At 66.7% G+C, this 25,030-nt stretch carries 25 protein-coding genes and 2 tRNA genes; 14 read left to right on the top strand and 13 right to left on the bottom strand.

Annotated features, from left to right (window positions below; translation table 11 throughout):
- Positions 1-165 precede the first annotated feature (165 nt).
- From AB3147_RS05935 to AB3147_RS05915, 5 genes are all read right to left on the bottom strand, one after another.
- A complete protein-coding gene (locus AB3147_RS05935; RefSeq protein ID WP_175123067.1) occupies positions 166-765 on the bottom strand; it encodes a nitroreductase family protein in 600 nt (199 codons plus the stop codon).
- A gap of 195 nt (positions 766-960) precedes the next feature.
- Positions 961-1,479 carry a hypothetical protein gene (locus tag AB3147_RS05930; protein WP_367351550.1) on the bottom strand — a complete coding sequence of 173 codons (519 nt, stop codon included), beginning with the start codon at positions 1,477-1,479 and terminating at the stop codon, positions 961-963.
- A 110-nt stretch (positions 1,480-1,589) separates the two neighbouring features.
- Positions 1,590-2,555: a Bug family tripartite tricarboxylate transporter substrate binding protein gene (locus AB3147_RS05925; RefSeq protein WP_175184184.1), complete on the bottom strand. Its 966-nt coding sequence runs from the start codon at positions 2,553-2,555 to the stop codon at positions 1,590-1,592.
- A 44-nt stretch (positions 2,556-2,599) separates the two neighbouring features.
- Entirely contained in the window at positions 2,600-3,085 is a 486-nt protein-coding gene (locus AB3147_RS05920) for a DUF3237 domain-containing protein (protein ID WP_239213116.1), read from the bottom strand.
- Complete coding sequence (locus AB3147_RS05915; RefSeq protein ID WP_367351549.1) at positions 3,082-4,347, bottom strand: flavin-dependent oxidoreductase; 1,266 nt, start codon at positions 4,345-4,347, stop codon at positions 3,082-3,084. The genes AB3147_RS05920 and AB3147_RS05915 overlap by 4 nt, the downstream gene beginning before the upstream one ends.
- 135 nt (positions 4,348-4,482) lie before the next feature.
- On the opposite strand from AB3147_RS05915, the gene AB3147_RS05910 reads away from it, so the two are divergent.
- The 12 genes from AB3147_RS05910 (at position 4,483) to AB3147_RS05855 (ending at position 17,018) form a co-directional block, all read left to right on the top strand.
- Positions 4,483-4,974 carry a MarR family winged helix-turn-helix transcriptional regulator gene (locus tag AB3147_RS05910; RefSeq protein WP_367351548.1) on the top strand — a complete coding sequence of 164 codons (492 nt, stop codon included), beginning with the start codon at positions 4,483-4,485 and terminating at the stop codon, positions 4,972-4,974.
- Between the two features lie 177 nt (positions 4,975-5,151).
- Complete coding sequence (locus AB3147_RS05905) at positions 5,152-6,288, top strand: NAD(P)/FAD-dependent oxidoreductase (protein ID WP_175123073.1); 1,137 nt, start codon at positions 5,152-5,154, stop codon at positions 6,286-6,288.
- 28 nt (positions 6,289-6,316) lie between these two features.
- Positions 6,317-6,715 carry a RidA family protein gene (locus AB3147_RS05900; protein WP_175123074.1) on the top strand — a complete coding sequence of 133 codons (399 nt, stop codon included), beginning with the start codon at positions 6,317-6,319 and terminating at the stop codon, positions 6,713-6,715.
- Positions 6,716-6,833: 118 nt separating this feature from the next.
- Positions 6,834-8,279 (top strand): M81 family metallopeptidase, encoded by a 1,446-nt coding sequence (locus AB3147_RS05895; protein WP_218344848.1) that lies wholly within the window; start codon positions 6,834-6,836, stop codon positions 8,277-8,279.
- Positions 8,280-8,348: 69 nt separating this feature from the next.
- Positions 8,349-9,920, top strand: a complete 1,572-nt coding sequence (locus AB3147_RS05890; protein ID WP_239213121.1) for an ABC transporter substrate-binding protein — start codon at positions 8,349-8,351, stop codon at positions 9,918-9,920.
- Positions 9,921-9,972: 52 nt separating this feature from the next.
- Positions 9,973-10,908 (top strand): ABC transporter permease, encoded by a 936-nt coding sequence (locus AB3147_RS05885; RefSeq protein ID WP_239213122.1) that lies wholly within the window; start codon positions 9,973-9,975, stop codon positions 10,906-10,908.
- 13 nt (positions 10,909-10,921) lie between these two features.
- Positions 10,922-11,797 carry an ABC transporter permease gene (locus AB3147_RS05880; RefSeq protein ID WP_218344850.1) on the top strand — a complete coding sequence of 292 codons (876 nt, stop codon included), beginning with the start codon at positions 10,922-10,924 and terminating at the stop codon, positions 11,795-11,797.
- Positions 11,798-11,805: 8 nt separating this feature from the next.
- Positions 11,806-12,813, top strand: a complete 1,008-nt coding sequence (locus tag AB3147_RS05875) for an ABC transporter ATP-binding protein (protein ID WP_239213123.1) — start codon at positions 11,806-11,808, stop codon at positions 12,811-12,813.
- A gap of 17 nt (positions 12,814-12,830) precedes the next feature.
- A complete protein-coding gene (locus tag AB3147_RS05870) occupies positions 12,831-13,829 on the top strand; it encodes an ABC transporter ATP-binding protein (RefSeq protein WP_367351547.1) in 999 nt (332 codons plus the stop codon).
- Between the two features lie 54 nt (positions 13,830-13,883).
- Positions 13,884-15,380, top strand: coding sequence for an N-acyl-D-amino-acid deacylase family protein (locus AB3147_RS05865; RefSeq protein WP_367351546.1), 1,497 nt, complete (start codon positions 13,884-13,886; stop codon positions 15,378-15,380).
- Positions 15,377-16,303 carry an N-carbamoyl-D-amino-acid hydrolase gene (locus tag AB3147_RS05860; protein ID WP_343736639.1) on the top strand — a complete coding sequence of 309 codons (927 nt, stop codon included), beginning with the start codon at positions 15,377-15,379 and terminating at the stop codon, positions 16,301-16,303. The genes AB3147_RS05865 and AB3147_RS05860 overlap by 4 nt, the downstream gene beginning before the upstream one ends.
- An 85-nt stretch (positions 16,304-16,388) precedes the next feature.
- On the top strand, positions 16,389-17,018 hold the full coding sequence (locus AB3147_RS05855) for a helix-turn-helix domain-containing protein (protein ID WP_191576859.1): 630 nt from the start codon (positions 16,389-16,391) through the stop codon (positions 17,016-17,018).
- A gap of 13 nt (positions 17,019-17,031) precedes the next feature.
- On the opposite strand, the gene AB3147_RS05850 is transcribed toward AB3147_RS05855, so the two are convergent.
- From AB3147_RS05850 to AB3147_RS05820, 7 genes are all read right to left on the bottom strand, one after another.
- Positions 17,032-17,778 carry a YrbL family protein gene (locus AB3147_RS05850; protein WP_246282848.1) on the bottom strand — a complete coding sequence of 249 codons (747 nt, stop codon included), beginning with the start codon at positions 17,776-17,778 and terminating at the stop codon, positions 17,032-17,034.
- A 433-nt stretch (positions 17,779-18,211) separates the two neighbouring features.
- Positions 18,212-18,296, bottom strand: a tRNA-Leu gene (locus AB3147_RS05845).
- 127 nt (positions 18,297-18,423) lie between these two features.
- On the bottom strand, positions 18,424-19,812 hold the full coding sequence (hglS, locus tag AB3147_RS05840; RefSeq protein ID WP_367351545.1) for a 2-oxoadipate dioxygenase/decarboxylase HglS: 1,389 nt from the start codon (positions 19,810-19,812) through the stop codon (positions 18,424-18,426).
- Positions 19,813-19,893: 81 nt separating this feature from the next.
- Complete coding sequence (locus AB3147_RS05835; RefSeq protein ID WP_175123093.1) at positions 19,894-20,835, bottom strand: LysR substrate-binding domain-containing protein; 942 nt, start codon at positions 20,833-20,835, stop codon at positions 19,894-19,896.
- Positions 20,836-20,913: 78 nt separating this feature from the next.
- Positions 20,914-21,396, bottom strand: coding sequence for a preprotein translocase subunit SecG (secG, locus tag AB3147_RS05830; RefSeq protein WP_175123094.1), 483 nt, complete (start codon positions 21,394-21,396; stop codon positions 20,914-20,916).
- Between the two features lie 21 nt (positions 21,397-21,417).
- Positions 21,418-22,164 (bottom strand): triose-phosphate isomerase, encoded by a 747-nt coding sequence (gene tpiA / locus AB3147_RS05825; RefSeq protein ID WP_056321524.1) that lies wholly within the window; start codon positions 22,162-22,164, stop codon positions 21,418-21,420.
- Between the two features lie 159 nt (positions 22,165-22,323).
- On the bottom strand, positions 22,324-23,301 hold the full coding sequence (locus AB3147_RS05820) for an NAD(P)H-quinone oxidoreductase (RefSeq protein WP_175123095.1): 978 nt from the start codon (positions 23,299-23,301) through the stop codon (positions 22,324-22,326).
- Positions 23,302-23,456: 155 nt separating this feature from the next.
- Here AB3147_RS05820 and AB3147_RS05815 point away from each other — a divergent pair.
- Positions 23,457-23,544: transfer RNA gene (locus AB3147_RS05815), tRNA-Ser, on the top strand.
- Positions 23,545-23,662: 118 nt separating this feature from the next.
- Positions 23,663-24,100, top strand: coding sequence for a universal stress protein (locus AB3147_RS05810; RefSeq protein WP_175123096.1), 438 nt, complete (start codon positions 23,663-23,665; stop codon positions 24,098-24,100).
- A gap of 1 nt (position 24,101) precedes the next feature.
- Here the strand turns inward: AB3147_RS05810 and AB3147_RS05805 are convergent, their stop codons facing one another.
- Positions 24,102-25,022, bottom strand: a complete 921-nt coding sequence (locus tag AB3147_RS05805) for a hydroxymethylglutaryl-CoA lyase (RefSeq protein WP_367351544.1) — start codon at positions 25,020-25,022, stop codon at positions 24,102-24,104.
- Positions 25,023-25,030 lie beyond the last annotated feature (8 nt).

The raw sequence follows: 25,030 nt of genomic DNA, 5'->3' as shown, positions 1-25,030 counted from the left end.
CTGCAGGCGATATGGGGGCTCGGTCAAACGGATACCACCGGGATGCATTGCCGGCTTGCCCATTCAGCCCGCCCGCCAATGACAAGGCCCGCATTGCCGTGTGGGGCAATGCGGGCCTGAATACCGCGGTCATGCGGGGCGTGCGCGGCACGCCCCCGGATTCGATCAGCCAAACACGCGGAAGCGCTCGGCGTCGTCCATGAAAGCCTTGTCGCCGAAACCGGCTTCGTTCGAGCCAAACGGCATCTGCGCGCGCAGCTTCCAGTAGGCGGGAACGTTCCATTCGCGCGCGACGGCGGCGTCGATCAGCGGGTTGTAGTGCTGCAGGCTGGCGCCGACACCGGCGTTGGCCAGCGCGGTCCACACGGACAACTGGGCCATGCCGCCCGATTGCTCGGACCAGACCGGGAAGTTGTCGGCGTACAGCGCAAACTTTTCCTGCAGGCTGCGCACGACGTCCTGGTCTTCAAAGAACAGGATGGTGCCCACGCCGGCGGCAAAGCTCTTGAGCTTGGCTTCGGTCTTGTCGAAACCTTCGGCGGGCGCAACCTTGCGCACTTCTTCCGTAGCCAGGTTCCAGAGCTTGTCGCTTTCGGCGCCAAACAGGATCACGGCGCGCGAGCTTTGCGAGTTGAAGGAGGACGGGCTGTGCTTGATCGCTTCCTGGATCAGCGTGGTCAGTTCTTCCTTGGAGGCCGACAGGTTGCGGCCCAGCGAATACTGCGTGCGGCGCTGCTTGAGCGCTTCGAGATATGCGTTGCTCATTATTTGACCTTTCGACCAGTAGATAGAGATGACGATGGGAGGCATTCTACCGGCTCGACCATGACGCGAATACCCGTTCAAACGCACTTTGGCTGGAACATACTGTTCCACTGATGGTGCCAAAGGGGCCGAACTGTGCGATCCGCGCGAGCAATCGGCCGCCTCCAGACGGCCGCGTTCAAACGTTTGATTTGGTCAGAGGTCCATGTCCAGGACGCGCGTCACCGTGTCGCAGGACGTGCATTGGCCCGCCACGATGAGATTGCTGAAGAAGTTCTGCACGGTGTCCGGATCTTCGTCCCAGAGTTCGTCCGTGCCGTCGTAGTCGAACTGGGCGAAGACGCTGAACCGCGTGCCCTGGCAGGCGGGGCAGGCAAAGGCCTGCGCCGCCCCCTCGCCGCGGATCTTGGCCGAGCAATCCAGCTCGCCGTGATAGCCGTGGATGTCGCTGTCGAACACCACGACACCCTCCGATGCGTCGTCCCATTTCACGGCCAGCGGCGACACGAATTCGTAGTCCTGGACGTGTTCGTTGTAGTCGCGCAGGTCAAAGCCCAGGATTTCGCCCGTCTGCGCGCCGCCGGCGCCCAGCAGGCGGAATGCGACCGCAACCTCGCCACGGTCTTCCACGATCAAGGGCGCGGGCGTCACGCGCACGCCATCCAGACAGCGTGGCGGGTGGGACAGAACGTGATCGAACGTGGGATCGGACATGCAGCGGGTCTCCAGTGAAGCGCGAAGATTGATGAGCGCGAGACTATAGCAATCGCTGTGGCCGGCGACGTATGGCCGGCGACGTATGGCCGGCCAGATCCCCCGGTGCTTCAGTCGGCGCGGAACCCCGTCGCCTTCACCACGTCGGCCCAGCGCTTGGACTCCGCGGTCAGCAAGGCCTGCAGCGCCTGCCGGTCCGAGCCCACGACGACAAATCCCGCTTCGCCAAGCGTCTTCACGGCGGCAGGCTGGCGCAGCGCGGCGGCGCTGTCAGCCTGCAAGCGAGTCAGCACGGCCTCCGGCGTGCCGGCCGGCGCGAACAACGCGAACCAGGCGCCGAAGTTGACCGCCGGCAGGCCGCCCTCCGCGAAGGTCGGCACGTCAGCCAACGCGGACGAGCGCTTCGCGCCGGTGGTGGCCAGCGCGCGCAGCTTGCCGCCCTGCACCTGGGGCGCGGCCAGGGCCGTCGTCACGAAGGCTGCCTGCACGCCGCCGGACACCAGTCCCGACACGGCGTCGCCTGTCGACCGGTAATGGATGGCTTCGATCTTCAGGCCCGCTTCGCGCGCGAAAAGCTCCGCGCCGAAATGGCCGGGCGTACCCGCGCCGAAGGTGGCGAAGTTCACGCGGTCCGGCGCCTTCTTCGCGGCGTCGATAAACGCCGGCAGGTCCTTGTACGGCGAGCTGGCCGGCACCACCAGCACGAAGTCGGCACGCACCACCTCGGAGATCGGTGCGAAGTCGCGCGGCGGATCGTAGTTCAGGTTGCGGTACGTGGCAGGCGAAATGCTGATCGAGCCGACCTCGCCCAGCAGCAGCGTCTGGCCGTCCGCCGGACTGCGCGCGACGTTCTGGGCGGCAATCTGCCCGCCCGCACCGACCTTGTTCTCCACCACCACGCTTTCGCCCAGCAGCGGTCCCATGTGCTGGGACAACGTGCGGGCCACGATGTCCGGCCCCGTGCCGGGCGGAAAGCCCACGTTCAGGCGCACCGGCCCATTGGGGAACTGGGCGGCTGCCGCAAGCGGCAGGCACAGCATGAAGCCGCCCAGCAGGCGGCGCAGCATCGTTTGCATGGTTGTCTCCTGGTTTTTTTAATGCCGCGGCGGCTGCCGCGGGTTCAGCAAATGCGATAGAAACGCAATTCGACGCGGTCGGGGTAGCGCGCGCCGGTGCCGATGAACAGGCTTTCGTTCATCCAGCCGAGCGCGGGCGACGACGTTTCAAAGCGGGGATAGCTGCGAAAGTAGATGCGCGCCGGATCGACGGCTTCGCCGCGCGCCAGCCGCGCGATGTCCTCGGCGCTGCCCGTGCGGATGCCAGTGTTCTCGACATACACGCGCTCGCCTGCGGGCGTCTCGATCACATAGCGTGCGTGGATGTCCGTGAATGTGGCCGAGCGGATGATCTGGAAGTCCGCGCCGCCGGGCAGCACCTTGCCGGACAGGCGCGGACCGTCGACCGTGCCGCCCGTGATCGGGATCACGCGGCGCCGGCCCTGCGGCGTATCGCCCACTTCCTGCGGCGCGCCCACGTCCACCACCACGGTGGTCACGTGTTCCAGCCGGGGCGCGTGGGGTTCGTTGATGGCATCGGCGCCGCTCATGGCTTTTCTCCGCGGGCAAGGCGCAGCGCGGCGGGGTCAAAGCCCGCCAGCTGCTTGTAGCGCAGCGATACCGCCGCCAGCTCCTCGCCCGATATGACGTCGTTGATGTTCGCAAAGCCTTGCGGCGCGCGCTCTTCGGCCAACTGCATCACCTGCTCGGGGCCGTTCAAACGATTGCGCAGCACGATGCCGGCGGTGCGCGGCAGGCGTTCGGCTTCGTACTCCAGCAGCGCGATCTCTGCTGAACGCGCCTTGCCCTGCACCGCCTGATCCAGCCAGTCGGCCAGGGAGCGCGCGTCCAGGATCGCCTGGGCCGATCCGTTCGAGCCGATCGGATACATCGGATGCGCCGCGTCGCCCAGCAGCGTATAGCGCCCGCGCGTCCAGCGCGGCAAGGGATCGCGGTCCACCAGCGGGAATTCGTAGATTGCTTCGGCGCCATCGATGATGGCAGGGATGTCGATCCAGTCCCAGCGCCAATCGGCAAAGCGGTCCGCGAAGACGGACTTGTCGACCTTGCGGTTCCAGTCGGTGGCGGGCAGTTCCGCGCCGGGGATCGACAGCTCGGCGATCCAGTTGATGAGCGAACGGCCTTGTTTGCGCAGCGGTTCGGAGATCGGATAGCAGACGAATTTCTGGTCCCGGTGACCCGCCATGAACATGCTGCGCCCGTCCAGATATGGCGGCGCCTCGGTCACGGCGCGCCACAGCATGCGCCCGGAAAAACGGGGCTCGTCCCCGACGGGATGAAGCTGACGGCGCAGTGCCGAGTGGATGCCATCGGCGCCCACCAGGATGTCGCCGTGCACGGTCTGCAGCGCGTTGTCCGCGCGGCGGCGGAACTGCGCATGCACGCCCGCCGCATCCTGGCTGGCCGATTCCAGCACCATGCCCGGCACGATGGCGTCCGGGCCGAGCCGGTCGCGCACGGCCTGCGCGAGCAGCATCTGGAATTCGCCGCGATGCACCGAAAACTGCGGCAGCGGATAACCGGCCTCGAGGCCGCGCGGCTCGCGCCAGATCGGCTGGCCGAGCTTGCTGTAGTAGTGAAGCTGCGAGGTCTCGATGGCGCGTTCGGCCAACTGGGGCATGAGGCCCAATTGTTCGATCTCGCTGACCGCATGGGGCAGCAGATTGATGCCGACGCCCAATGGCCGCAATTCCTGCGCGCTTTCATAGATGCGGCAGCCGATGCCGCGCCGATGCAGCATCAGCGCAAGGGTCAGCCCGCCGATCCCGGCCCCGGCAATGACGATTTGCATGTCTACTCCTGGTCTTATTTGTTATGCAACATAACAAAATCGCCCCGCGTTTCGCACGAGGGATTTCCCGCAATCCGGTGGCGCGGCGGCGACGCGTGCATTAGTGTTGAGGCCCCGTTTCACGATCTGCCCCCGATGTCCAGAGCCTCCGTCCCACGCCCTCGCCGCCCTGCTGCCCGCGGCGAACACTTCGATCCGCATGTGCCCGGCATTCAGTACGGCGCGCTGGACGACCTGGTCGGCTACGCCATCCGCCGCGCGCAGATCCTGATCTACGAGGACTTCCTGGCCGCGCTGGCGCCGTGGGACATCACGCCGCAGCGTTATTCGGCACTGACGCTGATCGCCGCCAATGAAAACCTCAAGCTCACCGACCTGGCGCGCATCCTGGGCATTGCGCGCTCGGGCGCGGTGCAGATCGTCAACCAGTTGCAGGACCTGGGCTACGTGGAGCGCCAGGAAGCCGAACGCGACCGGCGCGCCTACGCGCTGGCCATGACGCCGGCCGGCCACACCGCGCTGGCCGCCATCACCGAGGCCGTGCAGGCGCACGACGCGCGCATCAGCGGCAAGCTGGGCGCGGCGGATCGGCGAAAACTGATCGGGCTGCTGGGCAAGCTGGGGTAGCGCGGCCCGCCATCGCGCGCCCCGCCGGCAGGCAGCGCGGCTCCCAACTCCACGCAGGGCTGCGCCGCATCGTCCCGCCTTTTGGGCCCATGCGGGCATTCCCCTATTACTCCAGTCGCGTCAAAAAACTATCGTATTCGAGAATTATCAAATAAGAGAATTCTCGCTTCCGACAAAATGACTGCTGAAACCCTATACGACTTTGCCGTGGTCGGCGCCGGGATCGCCGGCGCCTCCGTGGCCTACCGCCTCAGCGCCTCGGCGTCCGTGGCAGTGCTGGAACGCGAGTCCCAACCCGGTTATCACTCCACCGGCCGCTCCGCAGCCATGTTCATGGAGACCTACGGCACCACGCAGATCAAGGCGCTTACGCGCGCCAGCCGCGCGTTCTACGAACATCCGCCCGAAGGCTTCTGCGAGCATCCGCTGCTTAGCCCGCGCGGCGTGCTGTACATCGCAACGCCGGACCAGAAGGATCTGCTGCAGGAAGTGTTCGAAGACTTCCACCGCCAGTCACCCAACGTCACGCTGATCGACGCCGCGCAAGCGGTGGCCCGCGTGTCCTGCCTGCGCGAAGACCAGCTCTGCGGCGCGATCGAGGAACCCGACGCGCGCGACATCGACGTGCATGCCCTGCATCAGGGCTTTCTGCGCGGCATGAGCCGCCAGGGCGCGGTGCTGCACAACAATGCCGAATTGACCGGCGCCGCGTTCGAGAACGATGTCTGGACGCTGACCCTGGCCGACGGGCGCCAGATTCGAGCGCGCGCCGTCGTCAACGCCGCGGGCGCGTGGGCCGACCACACGGCAACGCTGTGCGGAGCCGCCCCCGTCGGCCTGCAACCCTGCCGCCGCACCGCCTTCACCTTCAGCGGTCCGGACGACGTCGATTTCTCGCACTGGCCCGCCGTGGTCGGCGTAGACGAAAGCTATTACTTCAAGCCGGACGCCGGACAACTTCTGGGCTCGCCCGCCAATGCCGATCCGGTCGACGCGCACGACGTCGTGCCCGAAGAGCTGGATGTCGCAACCGGCATCTACCGCATCGAAACCGCCACGTCGCTGACCATCCGCCGCCCGAAGCACATCTGGGCCGGCCTGCGCTCGTTCGTGCGCGATGGTGATTTCGTGGTGGGCTGGGACGCGGCCACGCCGGCCTTCTTCTGGCTGGCCGCGCAAGGCGGCTACGGCATTCAGACCGCCGCGGCCACGTCCGAGCTTGCCGCCGCGCTGCTGACGCGCCAGCCCCTACCCGATCACCTGCACGCGCACGGCGTCAATGCCGACGCCGTGCGGCCCGAGCGCTTGCGCTGATCCAGTCACCGTTAACCGAGACCCCGACATGACCGCCATCACCCGATACCCCAGCAGCCTGCCCCTGCCCTTCTCGCGCGCCACTCAGGCGGGCGGCTTTTTGTTCCTGTCCGGGCAGATCCCGCTGGATGCCGACGGCCAGGTCGTGCGTGGCGATATCACCGCCCAGACGAATGCCGCCATCGAGCGCATCAAGGACACGCTCGCACTGGCCGGCGCCAGCCTGAAGGACGTGGTTCGCGTGACCGTGTGGTTGACCGATCTGGCGCTGTTCGCGCAGTTCAACGAGGCCTACCGCAGCCATTTCTCTTCCGATTTCCCCACGCGCTCCACCGTCGAGGCCAAGCTGGCCATGGACGTGGATGTCGAGATCGAAGTGCAGGCCTGGCTGGGCGACAGCCAGCCCAAGGGTCCCGCAGCCGCCTGACGCCGTATTCGTTCGATTGCATGACACCGCCAGGCCCACGCCTGGCGGGGCGACACCCCCCAGCGCGCGCCCCGATGCCCGCGCCCTCAAAGCCCCTCTCTAGCGCGGAGCGTCATTCATGAAGATCTTTTCCGGGTCCCTGGCGACCGAGACGAACACCTTCTCCCCCATTCCGACCGGCCTGGCTTCCTACCGGGCGCGCGGCTACTTCCCCGCCGGCCAGCATCCGGACCGCATGCAGATGTTTTCGGGTCCGCTGTGGGCCGCGCGCCAGCGCGCCGCGGGCAAGGACTGGACGCTGATCGAAGGCTTGACCGCAGGCGCGACGCCGGCCGGCATCACCACCCGCCACGCCTACGAGACGCTGCGCGATGAGCTGCTGGACGACCTGCGCCGCGCGGGCAAGGTGGATATCGCACTCTTCGGCCTGCATGGCGCGATGGTCGCCGACGGCTACGACGACTGCGAAGGCGACCTGCTGCGCCGCGCGCGGGAGATCGTCGGCCCGGACGCTGTGATCGGCGCCGAACTCGATCCGCACTGCCACCTGACGGACGCGATGGTCGAGAGCGCCGACTTCCTGGTCTGTTTCAAGGAATACCCGCACACCGACATCCTGGAACGTGCGTTCGACCTGGTCGACCTGTGCGTGGCGCGCGCCGAGGGCCGCATCAACCCCACGCGTGCGGTCTACGACTGCGAAATGATCTCCATCATGCACACCAGCCGCGAGCCGATGCGCAGCTTCGTGGACCGCCTGCTCGCGATGGAAGGCAAGGAAGGCGTGCTGTCCGTGTCCATCGCGCACGGCTTCCCGTGGGGCGACACGCCGGACATGGGTTCGAAGGTGCTGGTCTATACCGACGGCGACGCCGCGCAGGCCGAGGCGCTGGCGCGCACGCTGGGCGAGGAGATCATCGGTTTCCGCGATCAGCTGGCGCCGCCCTACCCCGGCGCGGACGAAGCGCTGGACCAGGCGCTGGCGCACAAGGAATTCCCGGTGGTGCTGGCCGATTCGGCCGACAACGCCGGCGGCGGCGCGCCCAGCGATGCCACCTTCATCCTGGAACGCGTGCTGGCGCGCGGCATCACTGATGTCGCCACCGGCCCGTTCTGGGATCCGGTTGCCGTGCAACTGTGCTTCGAGGCCGGCGAAGGCGCGCAGATCAAGCTGCGCGTGGGCGGCAAGGTGGCGCCGGTGTCCGGCCAGCCGCTGGACCTGGACTGCGAGATCCTGGCGCTCAAGCGCGACGCCGTCATGACTGGTCTGGCCGGCACGCCCGCGCTGCTGGGCGACGTGGCCGTCGTGCGCACCGGCGGCGTGACCCTCGTCATGACCACCTCACGCACCCAGGCCATGGGCACCGACCTCTTCACGCAGTTCGGCGTGGACCTGGCCGCGATGAAACTCATCATCGTGAAGTCTTCGCAGCATTTCTATGCCTCGTATTCGAAGGTCGGCCGCCACGTCATCTACGTCGAAACGCCGGGCGCCATCACGAATGACCTCAACACGCTGCCGTTCGTGAAGCGCAAGCTGCCGAAATGGCCCTTCAAGGCCTGAGGCGGGGGCCGAGGACCAACCACCATTGCCGCCCATGACGGGCAGACCAGAACCAACAAGGGGAAATCCATGATCAGACGTTTCAGCCTGCTGGGAGCCGCCGCGCTCCTGGCCATGAGCGCCGCGACCGGTGCACTCGCTCAGACCAAGACGCTGCGCCTCGTGCCGCACGCCGACCTGAAGACGCTGGACCCGCTCTTCAACACCGCCTACATCACGCGCAACCACGGCTACATGGTGTTCGACACCCTGTTCGCGCAGGACAGCAAGGGCCAGGTCAAGCCGCAGATGGTGGACACCTGGACCACGTCCGAAGACGGCAAGACCTGGACCTTCACCCTGCGTCCCGGTCTGAAGTTCAACGACGGCACGCCGGTGACGGCCGAGGACTGCATTGCGTCGATCCAGCGCTGGGCAAAGAAGGACACGCTGGGCCAGGCCATGATGGCGGCCGGCGCAGAATTTGCCGCCACCAACGAAAACACGTTCACGCTGACGCTGAAAGAGCCCTTCGGCCTCGTGCTGGACGCGCTGTCCAAGCCTTCGGGCATGCCGCCCTTCATCATGCCCAAGCGGCTGGCCGCCACCGATCCGAACACCCAGGTCACCGAGATGGTCGGCTCGGGTCCGTTCCTCTTCAAGCGCGATGAATGGGTGCCCGGCAACAAGGTCGTGTACGTCAAGAACCCGGCGTACGTGCCGCGCTCCGAAGCGCCGGACGGCCTGGCGGGCGGCAAGAACGTGAAGGTGGACCGCGTGGAATGGGTCTACATCCCCGACGGCAACACCTCGACGGCCGCGCTGATGAACGGCGAGGTCGACATGATCGAACAGGTCACGCCCGACTTCCTGCCGGTGCTGGAATCCAACCCGGACATCACGCTGAGCACGTCGGTGGCCTCGCAAGGCATGGTGATCCTGAATTCGCTGCATCCGCCGTTCAACAACCCGCTCGCGCGCCAGGCGGTGTACTACCTGGTCAGCCAGAAGGAAATGCTGACCGCGATGGGCTACCCGGACAAGTACCGCGTGGACTACTGCGCCACCATGTACATCTGCGGTTCGCCCCTGGCCACGGACGCGGGCGCCGCGCCCTACGCCAAGACTGATCCCGCACGCGCCAAGCAACTGCTGCAGGAAGCCGGCTACAAGGGCGAGAAGGTGGTGCTGCTGTACCCCACCGATCACCTGAGCGCCCCGGCCGTCATGGTGCTGGCGCAGAACCTGAAGAAGGCCGGCGTGAACGTGGACCTGCAGTCGATGGACTGGGCCTCGCTGGCCGGCCGCCGCCTGAAGAAGGATCCGCCCGCTCAAGGCGGCTGGAACATCTTCCTGACCTGGGGCGGTTATTTCGACGCCAGCACGCCGGTCACCAACCCGTGGCTGTCCGCCGCCTGCGGCAACAGCCTGCCGGGCTGGCCGTGCGACAAGGAACTGGACACCCTGCGCACCAGCTGGATCCGCGAGACCGACGCCGCCAAGCGCAAGGACCTTGCCGCGCAGATCCAGGCGCGCGCCTACCAGACCGTGCCTTACGTGATGTGGGGCGAGTTCAAGCCTGTCTTCGCGGTGCGCGGCTTGAAGCAGACCGATCTGATCAAGTCCGGCATTCCGGTGATGTGGAACATCGAGAAACCGTAAGGCAGACGCCGGGCGCCGCGCGCGCCCGGCCGCAAGCCGGGGGGAATCCAGCGTGAAATTCATCCTGCGCCGCATCGCGGCCGTCATACCCGTCATGGCCGTCGTGGCCGTCGTGGTGTTCCTGCTGATACACCTGTCGCCGGGCGATCCCGCGGCAGTCATCGCAGGCGACAACGCTACCGCCGACGACGTCGAAAAAATCCGGCAGAACCTGGGGCTGGACAAGCCGCTCCTGCAGCAGTTCGTCATCTGGATCAGCCATATCGCCGTGGGCGACCTGGGCACCTCGATGTCCACGCAGATGCCCGTGTCGCAGCTCATCGCGCAGCGCATGGGCCCCACGATCTCGATCGCGCTCTTCACGATGCTGTTTGCCGTGGTGGCCGCGATTCCGCTGGGCGTGCTGGCCGCGTGGAACGCCGGCAAGTGGCTGGACAGGCTGGTCATGGTGGGCGCGGTCTGTGCGTTCTCGGTGCCGGTGTTCCTGATCGGCTACAGCCTGGTGTACGGCTTTTCCATCAAGCTCGGCTGGCTGCCGGTCCAGGGCTACAAACCGCTGGCCGATGGCCTTGTGCCTTACCTGCGCCACCTGGTGCTGCCCTGTCTGTCGCTGGGCCTGGTCTACATGGCCCTGCTCACGCGGATGACGCGCGCCACCATGCTGGAAGCCCTGTCCGAAGATTACATCCGGACCGCGCGCGCCAAGGGCCTGTCGTCCGGCCCCATCGTCTGGCATGCGCTGAAGAACGCCGCCAATCCCATCGTCACCACCATCGGCGTGGGCGTGGCGCTCCTGATCGGCGGCGTGGTCGTAACGGAAACCGTGTTTGCGATCCCCGGCCTGGGCCGCCTGACCATCGACGCCGTGCTGCGCCACGACTACCCGGTCATCCAGGGCGTGCTGCTGGTGGCCTCGGGCATCTACGTGCTGATCAACCTGCTGGTCGACCTGAGCTACCGGCTCTTCGATCCGCGCATCCGCTACTGAGAAGAGGCAACGCATGAACACGACCACCCTGCCGCTTCCCGCCGCGCGCCCGCGACTGCGTCGCGCCTTCCGATCCGTGCGCCGCCATCCCATGCTGTATGCCGGCGGCGCCATCCTGCTGGTGCTGGCCGCCATCGCGCTGGCCGCGCCGTGGCTGGCCACCGTCGATCCGCAAGAGATCAATCCCATGGCGCGCATGAAGCCCCCATCGGCCGAGCATCTGTTCGGCACCGATGCGCTGGGCCGCGACGTCTATTCGCGCACCGTCTGGGGCGCGCGCATCTCGCTGCTGGTCGGCATCGTGGTGGCGGTCGTCTCCACCGTGGCCGGCGTGGTGCTGGGCATGATGGCGGGTTACTTCCGCCGCATCGACGCCGTCATCATGCGCATCATGGACGGCCTGATGGCCATTCCCGGCGTGCTGCTGGCGATTGCGCTGATGGCCACGCTAAAAGGGGGACTGGGTACCGTCATCATCGCCATCGTCGTGCCCGAAGTGCCGCGCGTCGTGCGCCTGGTGCGCGCGCTGGTCCTGACCATCCGCGAACAGCCGTACATCGAGGCCGCCGTCTCGGTCGGCACGCGCGTGCCGTCGATCCTGCTGCGCCACATCCTGCCCAACCTCTTCGCGCCGCTGATGGTGCAGGCCACGTTCATCGCGGCCTCGGCCATCCTGACCGAAGCGGTGCTCAGCTTCCTGGGCGTGGGCATCCCGCCGCACATCCCGAGCTGGGGCAACATCATGGCCGAAGGCCGCAACTTCGTGGCCGTGGCGTTCCACATCATCCTGTATCCGGGCCTCTTCCTGGGCGTGGCCGTGCTGGCCGTCAACCTGGTCGGCGACGGGCTGCGCGACATGCTCGATCCCCGTCTGGCCAAGAAGCTGTAGGAGCGCACATGCAAACCCAACCCGTCCTGCGCGTGCAAGACCTCACCACCTGTTTCGACGGCGACGACACCACCGTGCTGGCCGTCGACAAGCTCTCGTTCGACCTCCTGCCCGGCGAAACGCTGGGTCTGGTCGGCGAATCGGGCTGCGGCAAGAGCGTCACGTCCCTGTCCATCATGCGGCTCTTGCGCGCCCCCGGCCGCGTCGCGGGCGGCAGCATCGAATTCGACGGCCGCGACCTCCTGGCGCTACCGGAAAAATCGATGCGCGCCATCCGCGGCAACCAGATCTCGATGATCTTCCAGGAGCCCATGACGTCACTGAACCCCGTCATCACGGTGGGCAAGCAGATCAGTGAATCACTCATGCTGCACCAGGGCCTGTCGCGCAAAGAGGCGCTGGTGCAGGCCGAGGCGTTGCTGGACCTGGTGCAGATCTCCGACCCCGCGCGCCGGGTGCGCGAGTATCCCTACCAGCTCTCGGGCGGCATGCGCCAGCGCGCCATGATCGCCATGGCGCTGGCCTGTCAGCCGAAGGTGCTGATCGCTGACGAACCCACCACGGCGCTGGACGTCACCATCCAGGCGCAGATCCTGCACCTGTTGCGAGACATCCAGGCGCGGCTTGGCACGGCCATCGTGCTGATCACGCACGACCTGGGCGTGGTCGCGCAGATGTGCCAACGCGTCATCGTCATGTATGCCGGCCGCAAGGTCGAGGAAGGCAGCGTGGACGACGTGCTGGACCGCCCGCAACATCCGTACACCCAGGCGCTGATCCGTTCGCTGCCCGACTTCGTCGACGGCCAGGACCACACTGCCCGGCTTGCCGAGCTGCCCGGCATCGTCCCGGTCAGGACGCCCGCGTCGCGCGGCTGCGCCTTTGCGGCGCGTTGCCCCGAGGCCCTGCCGCGCTGCACCGAGGAAGCGCCGTCCGCCACCGACGCCGGCGCGCGCCACCGCGTCTGGTGCTGGGCGCGCCAGGACGCCCCCGCGCCCGCCGCCCTGACTGCCTGAGACGCATGAGACCCGCCATGAATCTGCACGACATTCCCCTCGCGTCTTCCGCGCCCGCGGCCACCGCGGTGCCCATGCTGGAAGTCATCGGCTTGAAAAAGCACTTTCCTGTGGACAGCGGGCGCGGCGCCAAGGTGCTGCGCGCCGTCGATGGCATCTCGCTATCGGTGCCGCGCGGCCAGACGCTCAGCCTGGTCGGCGAGTCCGGCTGCGGCAAGTCCACGACAGGCAAGTGCCTTATCCGCCTGACCGATCCGACCGAAGGCCGCATCCTGCTGGAAGGCGAGGATCTGGCCAAGATGAACAGCAGCCAGTTGCGCGCCATGCGCCGCCGCATGCAGTTCATTTTCCAGGACCCGTTTTCGTCGATGAACCCGCGCATGCGGGTGCGCGACATCATCGGCGAGCCGCTGCGCAACTTCGGACACGGCCGCGAGGCCATCCGCGAGCGCGTGGCGCAGCTGCTGGTGCGCGTCAGCCTGCGGCCCGACGCGGCCGACAAGTATCCGCACGAATTCTCGGGCGGCCAGCGCCAGCGCATCGTGATCGCGCGCGCCCTGGCGCTGGACCCGGGCCTCATCGTGTGCGACGAGCCGGTGTCAGCGCTGGACGTGTCTGTGCAGGCGCAGGTCATCAACCTGCTGATGGACCTGCAGCGCGACCTGGGCCTGACCTACGTGTTCATCTCGCACGACTTGAGCGTCGTGCGCCACATCAGCCACCGCGTGGCCGTGATGTACCTGGGCAAGATCGTCGAGATCGGCACGCGCGACGCGATCTTTGACCGCCCGGCGCATCCGTACACGCGCGCGCTGCTGGCCGCCGTGCCGTCCGCGCGCCAGGGAGAGCGCAATCCGGTCGAGGTCCTGAAGGGGGAAATCCCCAGCCCGCTGTCGCCTCCATCCGGCTGCGCGTTCCGCACGCGCTGTCCGATGGCGCAGCCGCGCTGCGCCGAAGAAACGCCCCAGCCCCGCCAGGTCGCCGCCGAACAGCAGGTCGCCTGCCACTTTGCCTGATCCCCGCATTGCCTGATTGCCCCATTGCCTGATCCCATCCAGCCGGAGAACCGCATGTCCCAGCCTGACGCCACCCCGTTTGACTACATCCTCGCCGGCGGCACCGTCATCGACGGCACCAACGCCCCCGGCCAGCGCGCCGACGTGGGCGTGCGCGGCGACCGCATCGCCGCCGTGGGCGACCTGTCCGGCAGCGCCGCGCAACGCCGCATCGACGTGACGGGCAAAGTGGTGGCGCCCGGCTTCATCGACTCGCACACCCACGACGACAACTACCTGCTCAAGCGCCGCGACATGACGCCCAAGATCTCGCAGGGCGTCACCACCGTCGTCACGGGCAACTGCGGCATCAGCCTGGCGCCGCTGGCGCATGCCCACGCCAGCCCGCCCGCGCCGCTGGACCTGCTGGACGAAGGCGGTTCGTACCGCTTCGAACGTTTCTCCGATTACCTGGACGCACTGCGCGCCACGCCCGCCGCCGTCAACGCCGCCTGCATGGTCGGCCACTCCACGCTGCGCGCGGCCGTCATGCCCGACCTGCAGCGCGCCGCCACGCCGGATGAAGTGCAGGCCATGCAGACGCTGGCCGACGACGCGCTGGCCAGCGGCGCCATCGGCATCTCCACCGGCACGTTCTACCCGCCAGCCGCCCAGGCCACCACCGAGGAAATCATCGAAGTCTGCCGCCCGCTCAACACGCACGGCGGCATCTACGCCACCCACATGCGCGACGAGGGCGAACACATCGTGCAAGCGCTGGAAGAGACCTTCCGCATCGGCCGCGAACTGGACGTGCCGGTCGTGATCTCGCATCACAAGGTCATGGGCCAGCCCAACTTCGGCCGCTCCGCCGAGACCCTGCCGCTGATCGAGGCCGCGATGGCCAAGCAGGACGTCTCGCTGGACGCATACCCCTATGTGGCCGGTTCCACCATGCTCAAGCAGGACCGCGTGCTGCTGGCAGGCCGCACCATCATCACCTGGTGCAAGCCCTTTCCCGAACTCAGCGGCCGCAACCTGGACGAAATTGCCGCCGAACGCGGCAAGTCAAAATTCGACGTGGTGCCCGAGCTGCAACCGGCCGGCGCCATCTATTTCATGATGGACGAGCCCGACGTGCAGCGCATTTTGAAGTTCGGCCCCACCATGATCGGCTCGGACGGCCTGCCCCACGACGAGCGTCCGCATCCGCGCCTGTGGGGCACCTTCCCGCGCGTGCTGGGCCATTACTCCCGCGACCTGGGCCTCTTCCCGTTGGAAACCGCGGTCTGGAAAATGACCGGCCTGACCGCCGCCAAGTTCGGCCTGGCCGAACGCGGGCAGGTGCAGCCAGGCTACTTTGCCGACCTCGTGGTCTTCGATCCGGCCACGGTGGCCGACGCCGCCACCTTCGAACGCCCCACCGAACGCGCGGCCGGCATTCACTCGGTCTACGTGAACGGCGCGCCCGTGTGGGAGGAGCAGGCCTTCACCGGTCAGCACGCCGGCCGCGTCCTGGCGCGGAGCGCCGTTGGGATCGCCGCGCCAGGCAACGCCGGGAGCGCCGCATGACCGCCCGTAAGCTCCACCTTTCCGTCGCGCAGCTTGGCCCCGTCCAGCGCAGCGACACCCGGGTCCAGGTCGTTCGCCGGCTGATCGATCTGCTGGAAGACGCCCACAGCCGCGGCGCGGCCTGGGTGACGTTTCCGGAGCTGGCGCTGACCACGTTCTTTCCGCGCTGGTCCATCGACGATCCGGCCGAGGTGCAGGCGTTCTTCGAAACCGAAATGCCGGGCCCCCTGACCCGCCCCCTGTTCGACGCAGCCCGCGACAAGGGCATCGGCTTCTATCTGGGCTACGCCGAGCTGGCGGACGGCGTGCAATACAACACCAGCATCCTGGTCGGTCGCGACGGCCAGATCGTGGGCAAGTACCGCAAAATTCATATCCCCGGCGAAGCGCAAGCCGTCGACGGCGCGCCCCTGCAGCATCTTGAGAAGAAGTATTTCGCGGTCGGCGACCTGGGGTTTCCCGTCTGGCAGACTCCGGACGCCGCCATCGGCATGTGCATCTGCAACGACCGACGCTGGCCCGAGACGTTCCGCGTCATGGGACTGCAAGGCGTGGAGGTCGTCATGGCCGGGTACAACACGCCCTCTGGGTACGTGCAATGGAACGAGCCGATCCACCTGCGCATGCACCACCACCTGCTGTCGCTGCAGGCCGGCGCCTACCAGAACGCCTGCTGGGTGGCCGCCGCCGCCAAGGCCGGCGTCGAGGAAGGCAACCCCATGATCGGCGGATCCTGCATCGTCGCGCCCACCGGCGAAATCATGGTGCGCACGTTCTCCGAGGAGGACGAAGTCATCAACTTCGTCTGCGACCTGTCGGTGTCGGATCACTACCGCGCCAACATCTTCAACTTCGCCGCCCACCGCCGGCCCGAGCACTACCGGATGATCGTCGAACGCACAGGCGCCCAGCCCCCCGCCTGACCCGGCCCACCCCGTACAATCCGGCTACACGCGGCGGGGCTTGCGGGCCCTGCCCCTGCCCTCAACCCTATAAGCCAGACCACACATGGCCCCAACCGGCAACACATCCCCGCCCGAAATCGTGGGCAAGGAAGAAATGGGCGCCCGCCTGCGCGCCGAGCGCAAGGCCAGGAAGATGACCTTGCAGGCGCTGTCCAAGGCCAGCGGCATCGCGGTGTCGACGCTATCGAAGGCCGAACTCGGCCAGATCGCCCTCAGTTACGAAAAATTCGCCGCGCTGGCCCGCGCGCTCGACATCGACATGACCCGCATGTTCATGCTGCGCGACGCCGCGCAGGCCGCGGTCGCCCCCACCTTCGTCAAGAACCGGCTCAGCGACGCCCGCGACTACATCACCGAGAACTACCACTACCGCCTGCTGATGGGCGAATACCCTGGCAAGAAGATGCTGCCGATGGTCGCCATGATCGATTCGCGCAAGGTCGTGGAGTTTGAAGACTACATCCGCCACCCGGGCCAGGAGTTCGTCGTGGTTCTGTCGGGCAAGGTTCGCATCCAGTTCGAAAACGGCGACAGCGTCGTGCTGAACCGGCTGGAATCGGCGTACTTCGACAGCAGCATCGGCCACGTTTATCTGTCGCTGAGCAGAAAGCCGGCCGAGGTGCTGGCCGTGTGCAGCGATATGGAGGATGTGCCGGAGCGGTTGAAGGGCTGAGCGTCGAGAACGCCTAGCGCCGGCGTTCGCTAGCGGCCAGGAGCTTCTTGGTCATCGTGTCGTAACGGCGCAGAATGCGCCGGCCGTTCAGCGACTTGCTCCATGAATAGACGGGAATGAGCTGCTTGGAGCCGTACCCGTCCACCAGATAAAGGCCTTCGCGCCCTTCGGCATTGAAACCCACGACGATGTTGCTGGCGCTGACATCGTTGAACACCACATGCGCGTCGATCAGCGCCATGATGAATTCGTGCACGCGGTAGCGCAGTTCCGGCGAGAACCCGTGCCGCGCCACGACTTCCTTCAGCGTGGGCGCCAGGTTGCCATGCGCATCGACGATGCGCTCGACCACCTGGCCCAAGCCCTTCGAGGTCAACACCAAACCGAAGATGCGCGCCATCAGCACATTGCCTCCCCGCGCGCCCTGCTGGGCCGTGGTGGCGATGTATTCGACGGCTTCCATGATGAACACGCGATGCGAGGCATCACGCCGGAAACGCTTGTACCAGGGACGTTTGCGGTCGGCCTGGCTGCGGCGCACGCCATTGACGATCTTGATCAGCAGCGAGTTGTCGGCCGGATGCAGATACACGTCCCGCTCGCTGCCCGCCGCGGCGATGTTCAGCGGCTTCAAATCCAGGATTTCGAACGGACTGGCCGATTCCGACGGGGCGAGCGCCCGCCGCGGAATGACTTGCAGGCCCTTCCAGGGTGTCGTCTTCGGATGGGCGGTCTTTTGCCGGACCGACACGTTCAGCACGGACGCGGCCTCGGCAAATGCCGGAAAGCCCCGGCATGAGGATGCGGTCGGTCATGCCGATGTCGGCTCGGGGATTCGAAGGTGCAGGAAAGCATTGAAGAATTTTGCGCAATCTCGGGGCACGAGCGACAGATTGCAATGTTGGCTTGATAGTTGGCTTGCGACATGTTAGTCGCGAGGCGGCGACGGCACAAGCGCAGCGGCGATACGCGACCGGATGGGGTTTCCCCTGAGATCGCGCGGTTCACGGGGGATCCGAGGCCCATCCGTCCTTTGTTCCGGTATCTGGAAATCTGTTTTCCAGCGGATCCGGGCGAATAGCCACAGTTGGCTTACGGATCCACCATGGAAGGGACCGTCCACCGAAGGGACCGACAAACAAAAAACCCGCATCCTCCAAAAGAGAAATGCGGGTTCATTGCGAGGAATTTCTTGGTGCCGACGGCGAGACTCGAACTCGCACAGCTTTCGCCACTACCCCCTCAAGATAGCGTGTCTACCAATTTCACCACGTCGGCTTGACCAACCCAACAAGGCGAACCCTGCTGGAAAGTCGAGCATTCTATCACGTAATTTGGAAAGCGGGAAAGCCGTCCCGCTTTATCTGCAAGGCGGCGGGTTGCAGCCCATTCAGCCCGGACAACTTCAGGCCGCCACCGCCTCCACGCCCAGCGCCTGCAGGCACGCCGCGAGCGATCGCGCCTGCGTGGCGTCGTACAGCGCCAGTTCGTCCATCACCGGCGCGCCGAGCGCCGCTTCAAACGCGGCCTGGCTGGCGTTTTGCGCGTATTCGGCCTGCGCCTTGTCGCCCAGGTTCGACTGAAAGATGCCGGCTGCGCTGACCGGCAGGAAGTCTTCGTACACCAGCGGTTCAAACTGGATGTAGCCCGCATCGATCAGGGCGGACAGATCCGAGGTTTCCGGCGTGCCCGGCTTGCCGGTCAGGAAATAGCGGAAGTACGCCAGCCCCTGGTCGTGCAGCGCCGCGTAATCGTCCGGAAACGCCGCAAAGCAATCCTGCAGGTTCTGCATGTAGGCCGCCGCATTGCCCTCGTTGGGCGCGCCGCTGATGCGGCTGCGGGCCAGGTCCAGCAGCTGGTCGTACAGCGCGCGGCCCTTGCGGGTCAGCGCCACGCCGCGCTGCTCGATCTCGCCGAAGCGGGCGGTGTGGCTGCCCACCGCGCTGGAGCCATCCGCGCCGGCGAAGCGCACCGGTTCCTCCAGCGCCTTGAAGCTGGTCTGGCGCAGCAGGATCGGGCACTTTCGCGGCGGCGGGCCTTCGATGACGGCCTTAGCCGACACGCCGCGGCGCGGCATCTCGGCCTGCGCTTCGTCGATGTCCAGCGTGCGCGGGGTCAGGTGGTTGATGTGCGGCCCCTTGAATGCCACCACGTCGGCGATCAGGCGATGCTGGCCATGCAATTCGCGGTAGTCGGCCAGGCTGACCGTGGACTCGCTGTGCCAGCGGAACGTGTGCAGCGCCTCGGCCACGAATTGCCGGGCGTCGGCCTCATTCAGGCCGCCTTGCGCCTCACAGCTGGCGGTCAGCGCCAGAACGCGGTCCGTGAAGATCTGCCGGGCGGCCAGGATGCGGGCGGCCTTTTCGCGCAGGGCCACGTCGTCGATCAGCTCCAGGCGCAGCAGCGAGGTGAAGACGCGGAATGGGCTGGCCTGCAGGGCCGCTTCATGCGTGGCGCGGAAAGCCGTCGAATGCACCGGCACGCCAGCGGGCGACAGGTCGTAGTAGCCGACGGGCAGCATGCCCATCACGGCAAACACCCGGCGCATGTTGGCCAGTTCTTCCGGCGTACCGACGCGGATGGCGCCATGGCGCTCGATGTCCAGGCGCTCGATCTCGCCGGTGCGCGCCAGATGCGCGGCCAGTTCCGGCTGCTCGTCCATCGTCCGGGCGTTCACCTGCGCCACTAGGTCCAGCAGCGTGTCGTACAGCGGGACTTCCTGCTTGTACATGTCGGACATGGCGCGCGAAAACCAAGCGCGGATCTGATCGGGATTGACGTAGTTCTGACTCATGACGGGCTCGGCACATCGGTGGAAAAGGATGGCCCGCATGTAATCACGCCGCCCCGCGCCGATCAAATGAAAAATTTCGGCCTAATCAGTCCGTTTTTTCATGGACCGGGCGCGCGGCGCGCCCCGGCCGTCCGGCTGGCGGGCTTCGTCCCGCACCCATGCCACGAACTGCTTGATCTTCGGCACCTCGGCCGAGTGCTCGGAATACGCCACGAAGTACGCGCCATCGCTGGGCTGCACGTAATCCCAGGGAACGACCAGCTTGCCGGCCTGCAGTTCTTCTTCAGCCAGAAGGCGCGGCGTGAGCGCGATGCCGCACCCCCCCTCGGCCGCGCGCACGCACATGTAGAAGGTGTCAAAGCGCGGTCCGAGATAGCTGCGGTCGGACTGGAATTGCTGATGGGAAAAGTAGTCGTGCCAGGCCTCCGGACGGGAGGCGCACTGGATCAGCGTCTGCCGGCTCAGGTCGGCAAGGCTGGCCAGCTTGCCGCCGTGCAGGATGGCGGGCGAGCACACCGGCACGACGTCAGCCTCGAAGAGTTCCACGCACTGCGCGCCGGGCAGCGCGCCATGGCCGAAGAAAAGCGATATGTCGATCTTGGCCTGCATCAGATCGAACGGATGGGTTTCGCTGCGCACCTTCAACTGGATTTCCGGATGCGCAGCCATGAAGCGCTGCAGCCGCGGGATCAGCCAGCGCGACCCGAAGGTGGGCTGGGTGCCGATGGTGAGCACCTGAGTCTCGCTGCCATAGGTCAGGATGTCGCGCGAAGCCACGTCGATCTGATTCAGGATTGCCCTGACCTCGGACTGGTACAGCGCGCCCGCGGGCGTCAGTTGCAGCCGGCGGCGCACGCGCAGGAACAGCGGGTTGCGCAGCAGGGCCTCCAGTTGCGCGATCTGCTTGCTGATCGCGCTCTGCGTCATGTGCAGTTCCTCGGCCGCGCGCGTGAAGCTCATGTGCCGCGCCACCGCCTCGAAACACTGCAGCGCCATCATCGACGGCATCAATCGCTTTTCCATGGCTTTTCCAGGCAGGGTCGCTTCAATGCGGCAAGCATAAAAAAAGCCGGCTTACGCCGGCCTTTCTGCTGCTGTGCCTTACTTTGCCGGGGCGGCGGGCGCGGCCGCCGGCTTGTCGCCAGCCGGGGCGGCCGGGGCAGCCGGAGCCGTCGGCACGGAGGCGTCGGGCTGGGCGGGCGCCGGCGTGGCGGGCACGGACGATGCGCCCGGGACGGACGATGCGCCCGGCGTGGCCGGCACCGAGGAACCCGGCGCTTGCGGGACCGAACGGTCGGCCGGGAAGCTTTGCATCACGCCGGAATCCACAGCGGGGCCAGCGGTGCCCTTGTGGCTGAAGTAGGCCAGACCAGCGGTGGAGGCAAAGAACACGACCGCGGCCCACTTGGTGGCGCGCGACAGGAAGTTGGCCGCACCGGTGGCGCCGAACAGGCTGCCCGACGAGCCGCTACCGAAAGCGGAGCCCATGTCGGCGCCTTTGCCCTGCTGAAGCAGGACCAGGACGATGATAGCCAGCGCCGAGATCACTTGGACGGCCAGCAGAATTTTGAGCATCAGGGGCATTACAGACTCCGGAACGGAAACTTAGATGGCGGCAATTCGCAAAAACTCTTCGGCCACGAGCGACGCGCCGCCGACCAGGGCTCCGTCGATATCAGTCATGGCGAACAAACTGGAGGCGTTGGCGGCTTTGACGCTGCCGCCGTACAACACCTGAACTTGCGCGGCGCCGAGCGCGCGCAGGGCGGCGCGGATGGCGCCGTGGACTTCCTGGGCTTGCTCCGGCGAGGCGGTGCGGCCCGTGCCGATGGCCCAGACGGGCTCATAGGCGAGAACCATGCGGGAAACCGCATCGGCGCCCAACGCCAGCACGGGCTTGAGCTGCCGTTCGATCACGGCCAGCGTGTTGCCGGCTTCGCGGTCGGCCAGGGATTCCCCGACGCAGACCACGGGGGTCAGGCCGGCGGCCAGCGCGGCCTGGGCCTTGGCGGCCACGATCTCGTCGGTTTCGCCGTGCAGGACGCGGCGCTCGGAGTGGCCGGCCAGCGCCCAGCGGCAACCGAATTCCTTCAGCATCGAACCGGAGACTTCACCCGTGTACGCGCCCTTGTCGTGCGCGCTGACGTCTTGCGCGCCCCAGGACACGCTGCTGCCGGTCAGGGCCGAAGCAGCCTGCGCCAGGTAGGGAAACGGAACACAGATGCCGATTTCGCAGTGGCCCGCCGCATCCGCGGCACGAAGCTCGGTCAGCAACGCGGCGTTCTCGGCAAGGTTGCCGTGCATCTTCCAGTTGCCCAGCACGAGGCGGGCGCGGTTTTCGACTGAAGTCATGGCGAATTTGTCTGACGATTGGGAGTGAGGGGTGAGCCTGCAGGTCCTGATACAGGGGACTTGTGCAGCAACCGCCCACGGGCCTGCCTGGAAAAAATTCCAGGCGAAACCCGAGATTGTATCCTGTTGCGCGGCGATACGCCGAACGCCGCGCGTTTCTTACATAGTCAGGATGATTTTGCCGATGTTTTCCCCGCCTTCCATCATGGCGTGCGCCTTGGAGGCCTCGGCCAGCGGGAACGTGGCGTGGACGATGGGCTTGATGGCCCCTTTTTCCAGCAGCGGCCAGGCCTGCTCGCGCAGAGCGCGGGCGATGGCGCCCTTGAAGGCGACCGGACGGGGACGCAGGGTGGAGCCGGTGATGGTCAGGCGACGGCGCATGACCTGGGCGGTATCCACATTGGCGTGCGAGCCGCCAAGCTGCGCGATGATGACGATACGGCCGTCATCGGCCAGGCACTGCATGTCGCGGGCGATGTAATCGCCGGCCACCATGTCCAGGATCACGTCGACGCCGCGTCCGCCGGTGGCGTCCAGCACTTCCTTCACGAAGTCCTGCGTCTTGTAGTTGATCCCCTTGTCGGCGCCCAGCGCCTCGACGGCACGGGCGCGATCGTCGCTACCGACCGTCGCGTAGACCTTGTGACCCATCGCACGGGCCAGCTGGATGGCCGTGGTGCCGATGCCGCTGGCGCCGCCATGGACCAGCAGCGCCTCGCCTTCGGACAGGCGGCCGCGGTCGAACACGTTGCTCCACACGGTGAAATAGGTTTCCGGCAGGCCGGCGGCCTCGATGTCGGACAGGCCTTTGGGAATCGGCAGGCATTGGGCCACGGGCGCGACACAGTATTCGGCATAGCCGCCGCCCGCGACCAGGGCGCAGACCTTGTCGCCCACGGCAAAGCCGCTGCCGGCCACGTCGCCGCCGACGATTTCACCGGCCACTTCCAGGCCCGGCAGGTCGGATGCGCCGCGCGGCGGGGCGTAGTTGCCCTTGCGCTGGAACACGTCGGGGCGGTTGATGCCCGCAGCGGTCACTTTGATCAGAACTTCGCCGGCGCCGGCCTCGGGCGTGGGGCGTTCCACGGGGACGAGGACTTCGGGGCCACCGGGGCGGGTGATTTCAACAGCGTGCATCGCGTGCCTCCTTTGCAGCAAATGGATTATTATTGCGCCCTTTGCGGCATGTCGTGATTCCGTTCGGGCAGAATGTTTGCCTGGCGGCCGCAATAGACTGGCGGCACTGCGGGCAATCCGGCAGGCAAAATCGCCGGCAGTACTGGCAACACCCCGGAAGCGTGGCAGAGTGGTCGATTGCACCGGTCTTGAAAACCGGCAACGGGCAACCGTTCGTGAGTTCGAATCTCACCGCTTCCGCCAGATTCAGAGGCAACCGTCCCAAATGGGCCGTCCTCCATTGGCTGTCCCAAACGGGCCGTCCCCAACGGGCCGACCCCAACGGGCGTACCATGGACGCAGATTCCCTCTGGAGGTTGCCATGTACAAGCACATACTCATCCCCATCGACGGATCCAGCCTGGCCAATTCCGGCCTGGAACAAGCCCTTGCGCTTGCGCGTGCGTTGGACGCCAGCGTCACGGTCCTGACCGTATATAGCCCGTTCGAGATGCCCTCCATGGAATCCGTGCAGCTTGAAGGCATGCGCGGCATCTACGAAAACCAGGCGCGCGAGCTGGCCAGCTCGTATCTGTCCGAAGCCGCCGGCAAGGCCAGCACCGCCGGCGTGGCCTGCGTCACGGAAATGCGCGAGAGCGACTCGCCTTATCAGGTGATCGTCGACGTGGCCATGACGCGCAACTGCGACCTGATTGCCATGTCTTCGCACGGCCGTGGGGGCATGGCCGCGCTGCTGCTGGGCAGCCAGACGCAGAAGGTGCTGGCGCACACCACCCTGCCCGTCCTGGTGTATCGCTGACCTAAGCGGTGGCCGCGAAGGTCCCGGGAATGCCGGCGGCGGCCACGCCGCTACGCAGGGTTTCCTGCGGCAATGATTTGGCCAGCAGGGGCCGCGCCGCCAGCAATCGGGACAGATCAACGCCCGTGCGATACCCCATGCTTTCCAGCATGAACACCAGGTCCTCGGTGACGATGTTGCCCGACGCCCCCGGCGCAAACGGGCAACCGCCCAGCCCGCCCAGGCAGGAATCGAAGGCGCGGATGCCTTCGTCCAACCCGGCCAGCGCATTCGCCAGGCCCAATCCCATCGTGTCGTGCAGATGCAGCTTGGTCAGCCGCGCGCCCACGGCGTCCTGCGCGGCACGCACCGCCTCGCGCACGCGCCCGGGATGCGCATAGCCCACGGTATCGGCCAGCGCAATTTCATCGGCGCCCACGCGCGCCACCGCGGCCGCGACCTCGGCCACCCGCCGCACCGGCACCTCGCCTTCCATCGAACACCCGAACGCGGTGGCGACGGCGGCGTCGATTCGCATCGGCCGCGCCTGCGAACGCACCCAGTCGACGATGGCGGCCAGCATGTCGACCTGCGCGTCGGTTCCCTTGCCCACATTGGCGCGGCTGTGCGTGTCGCTGACCGACACGGGAAACGCCAGCACGTGCGCACCGGCCTCGTAGGCGGCGATGGCGCCCTTCAGATTGCACGCCAGCGCGCACACCGTCAGCCCGTCGATCTTCAGCACTTCGGGCAGGATGTCGCCCGTGTCCGCCATCTGCGGCACGAGTCGCGGCGACACGAAGCTGCCCACTTCGATCTCGCGCAGCCCGGCAGCGGCCAGTTGCCGGATCCAGCGCAGCTTGTCGGCGCCCGGCATCACGCCCTTGGCCATCTGCAACCCATCGCGCGGCCCGACCTCGCAAAGCCTGACTTCCTGGTTCATGTGCGTTC

Source organism: Achromobacter animicus (assembly GCF_040775605.1).
In the GTDB taxonomy this organism is placed as follows: domain Bacteria; phylum Pseudomonadota; class Gammaproteobacteria; order Burkholderiales; family Burkholderiaceae_B; genus Achromobacter; species Achromobacter animicus.
This window is presented reverse-complemented; position numbering and strand designations above follow the sequence as displayed.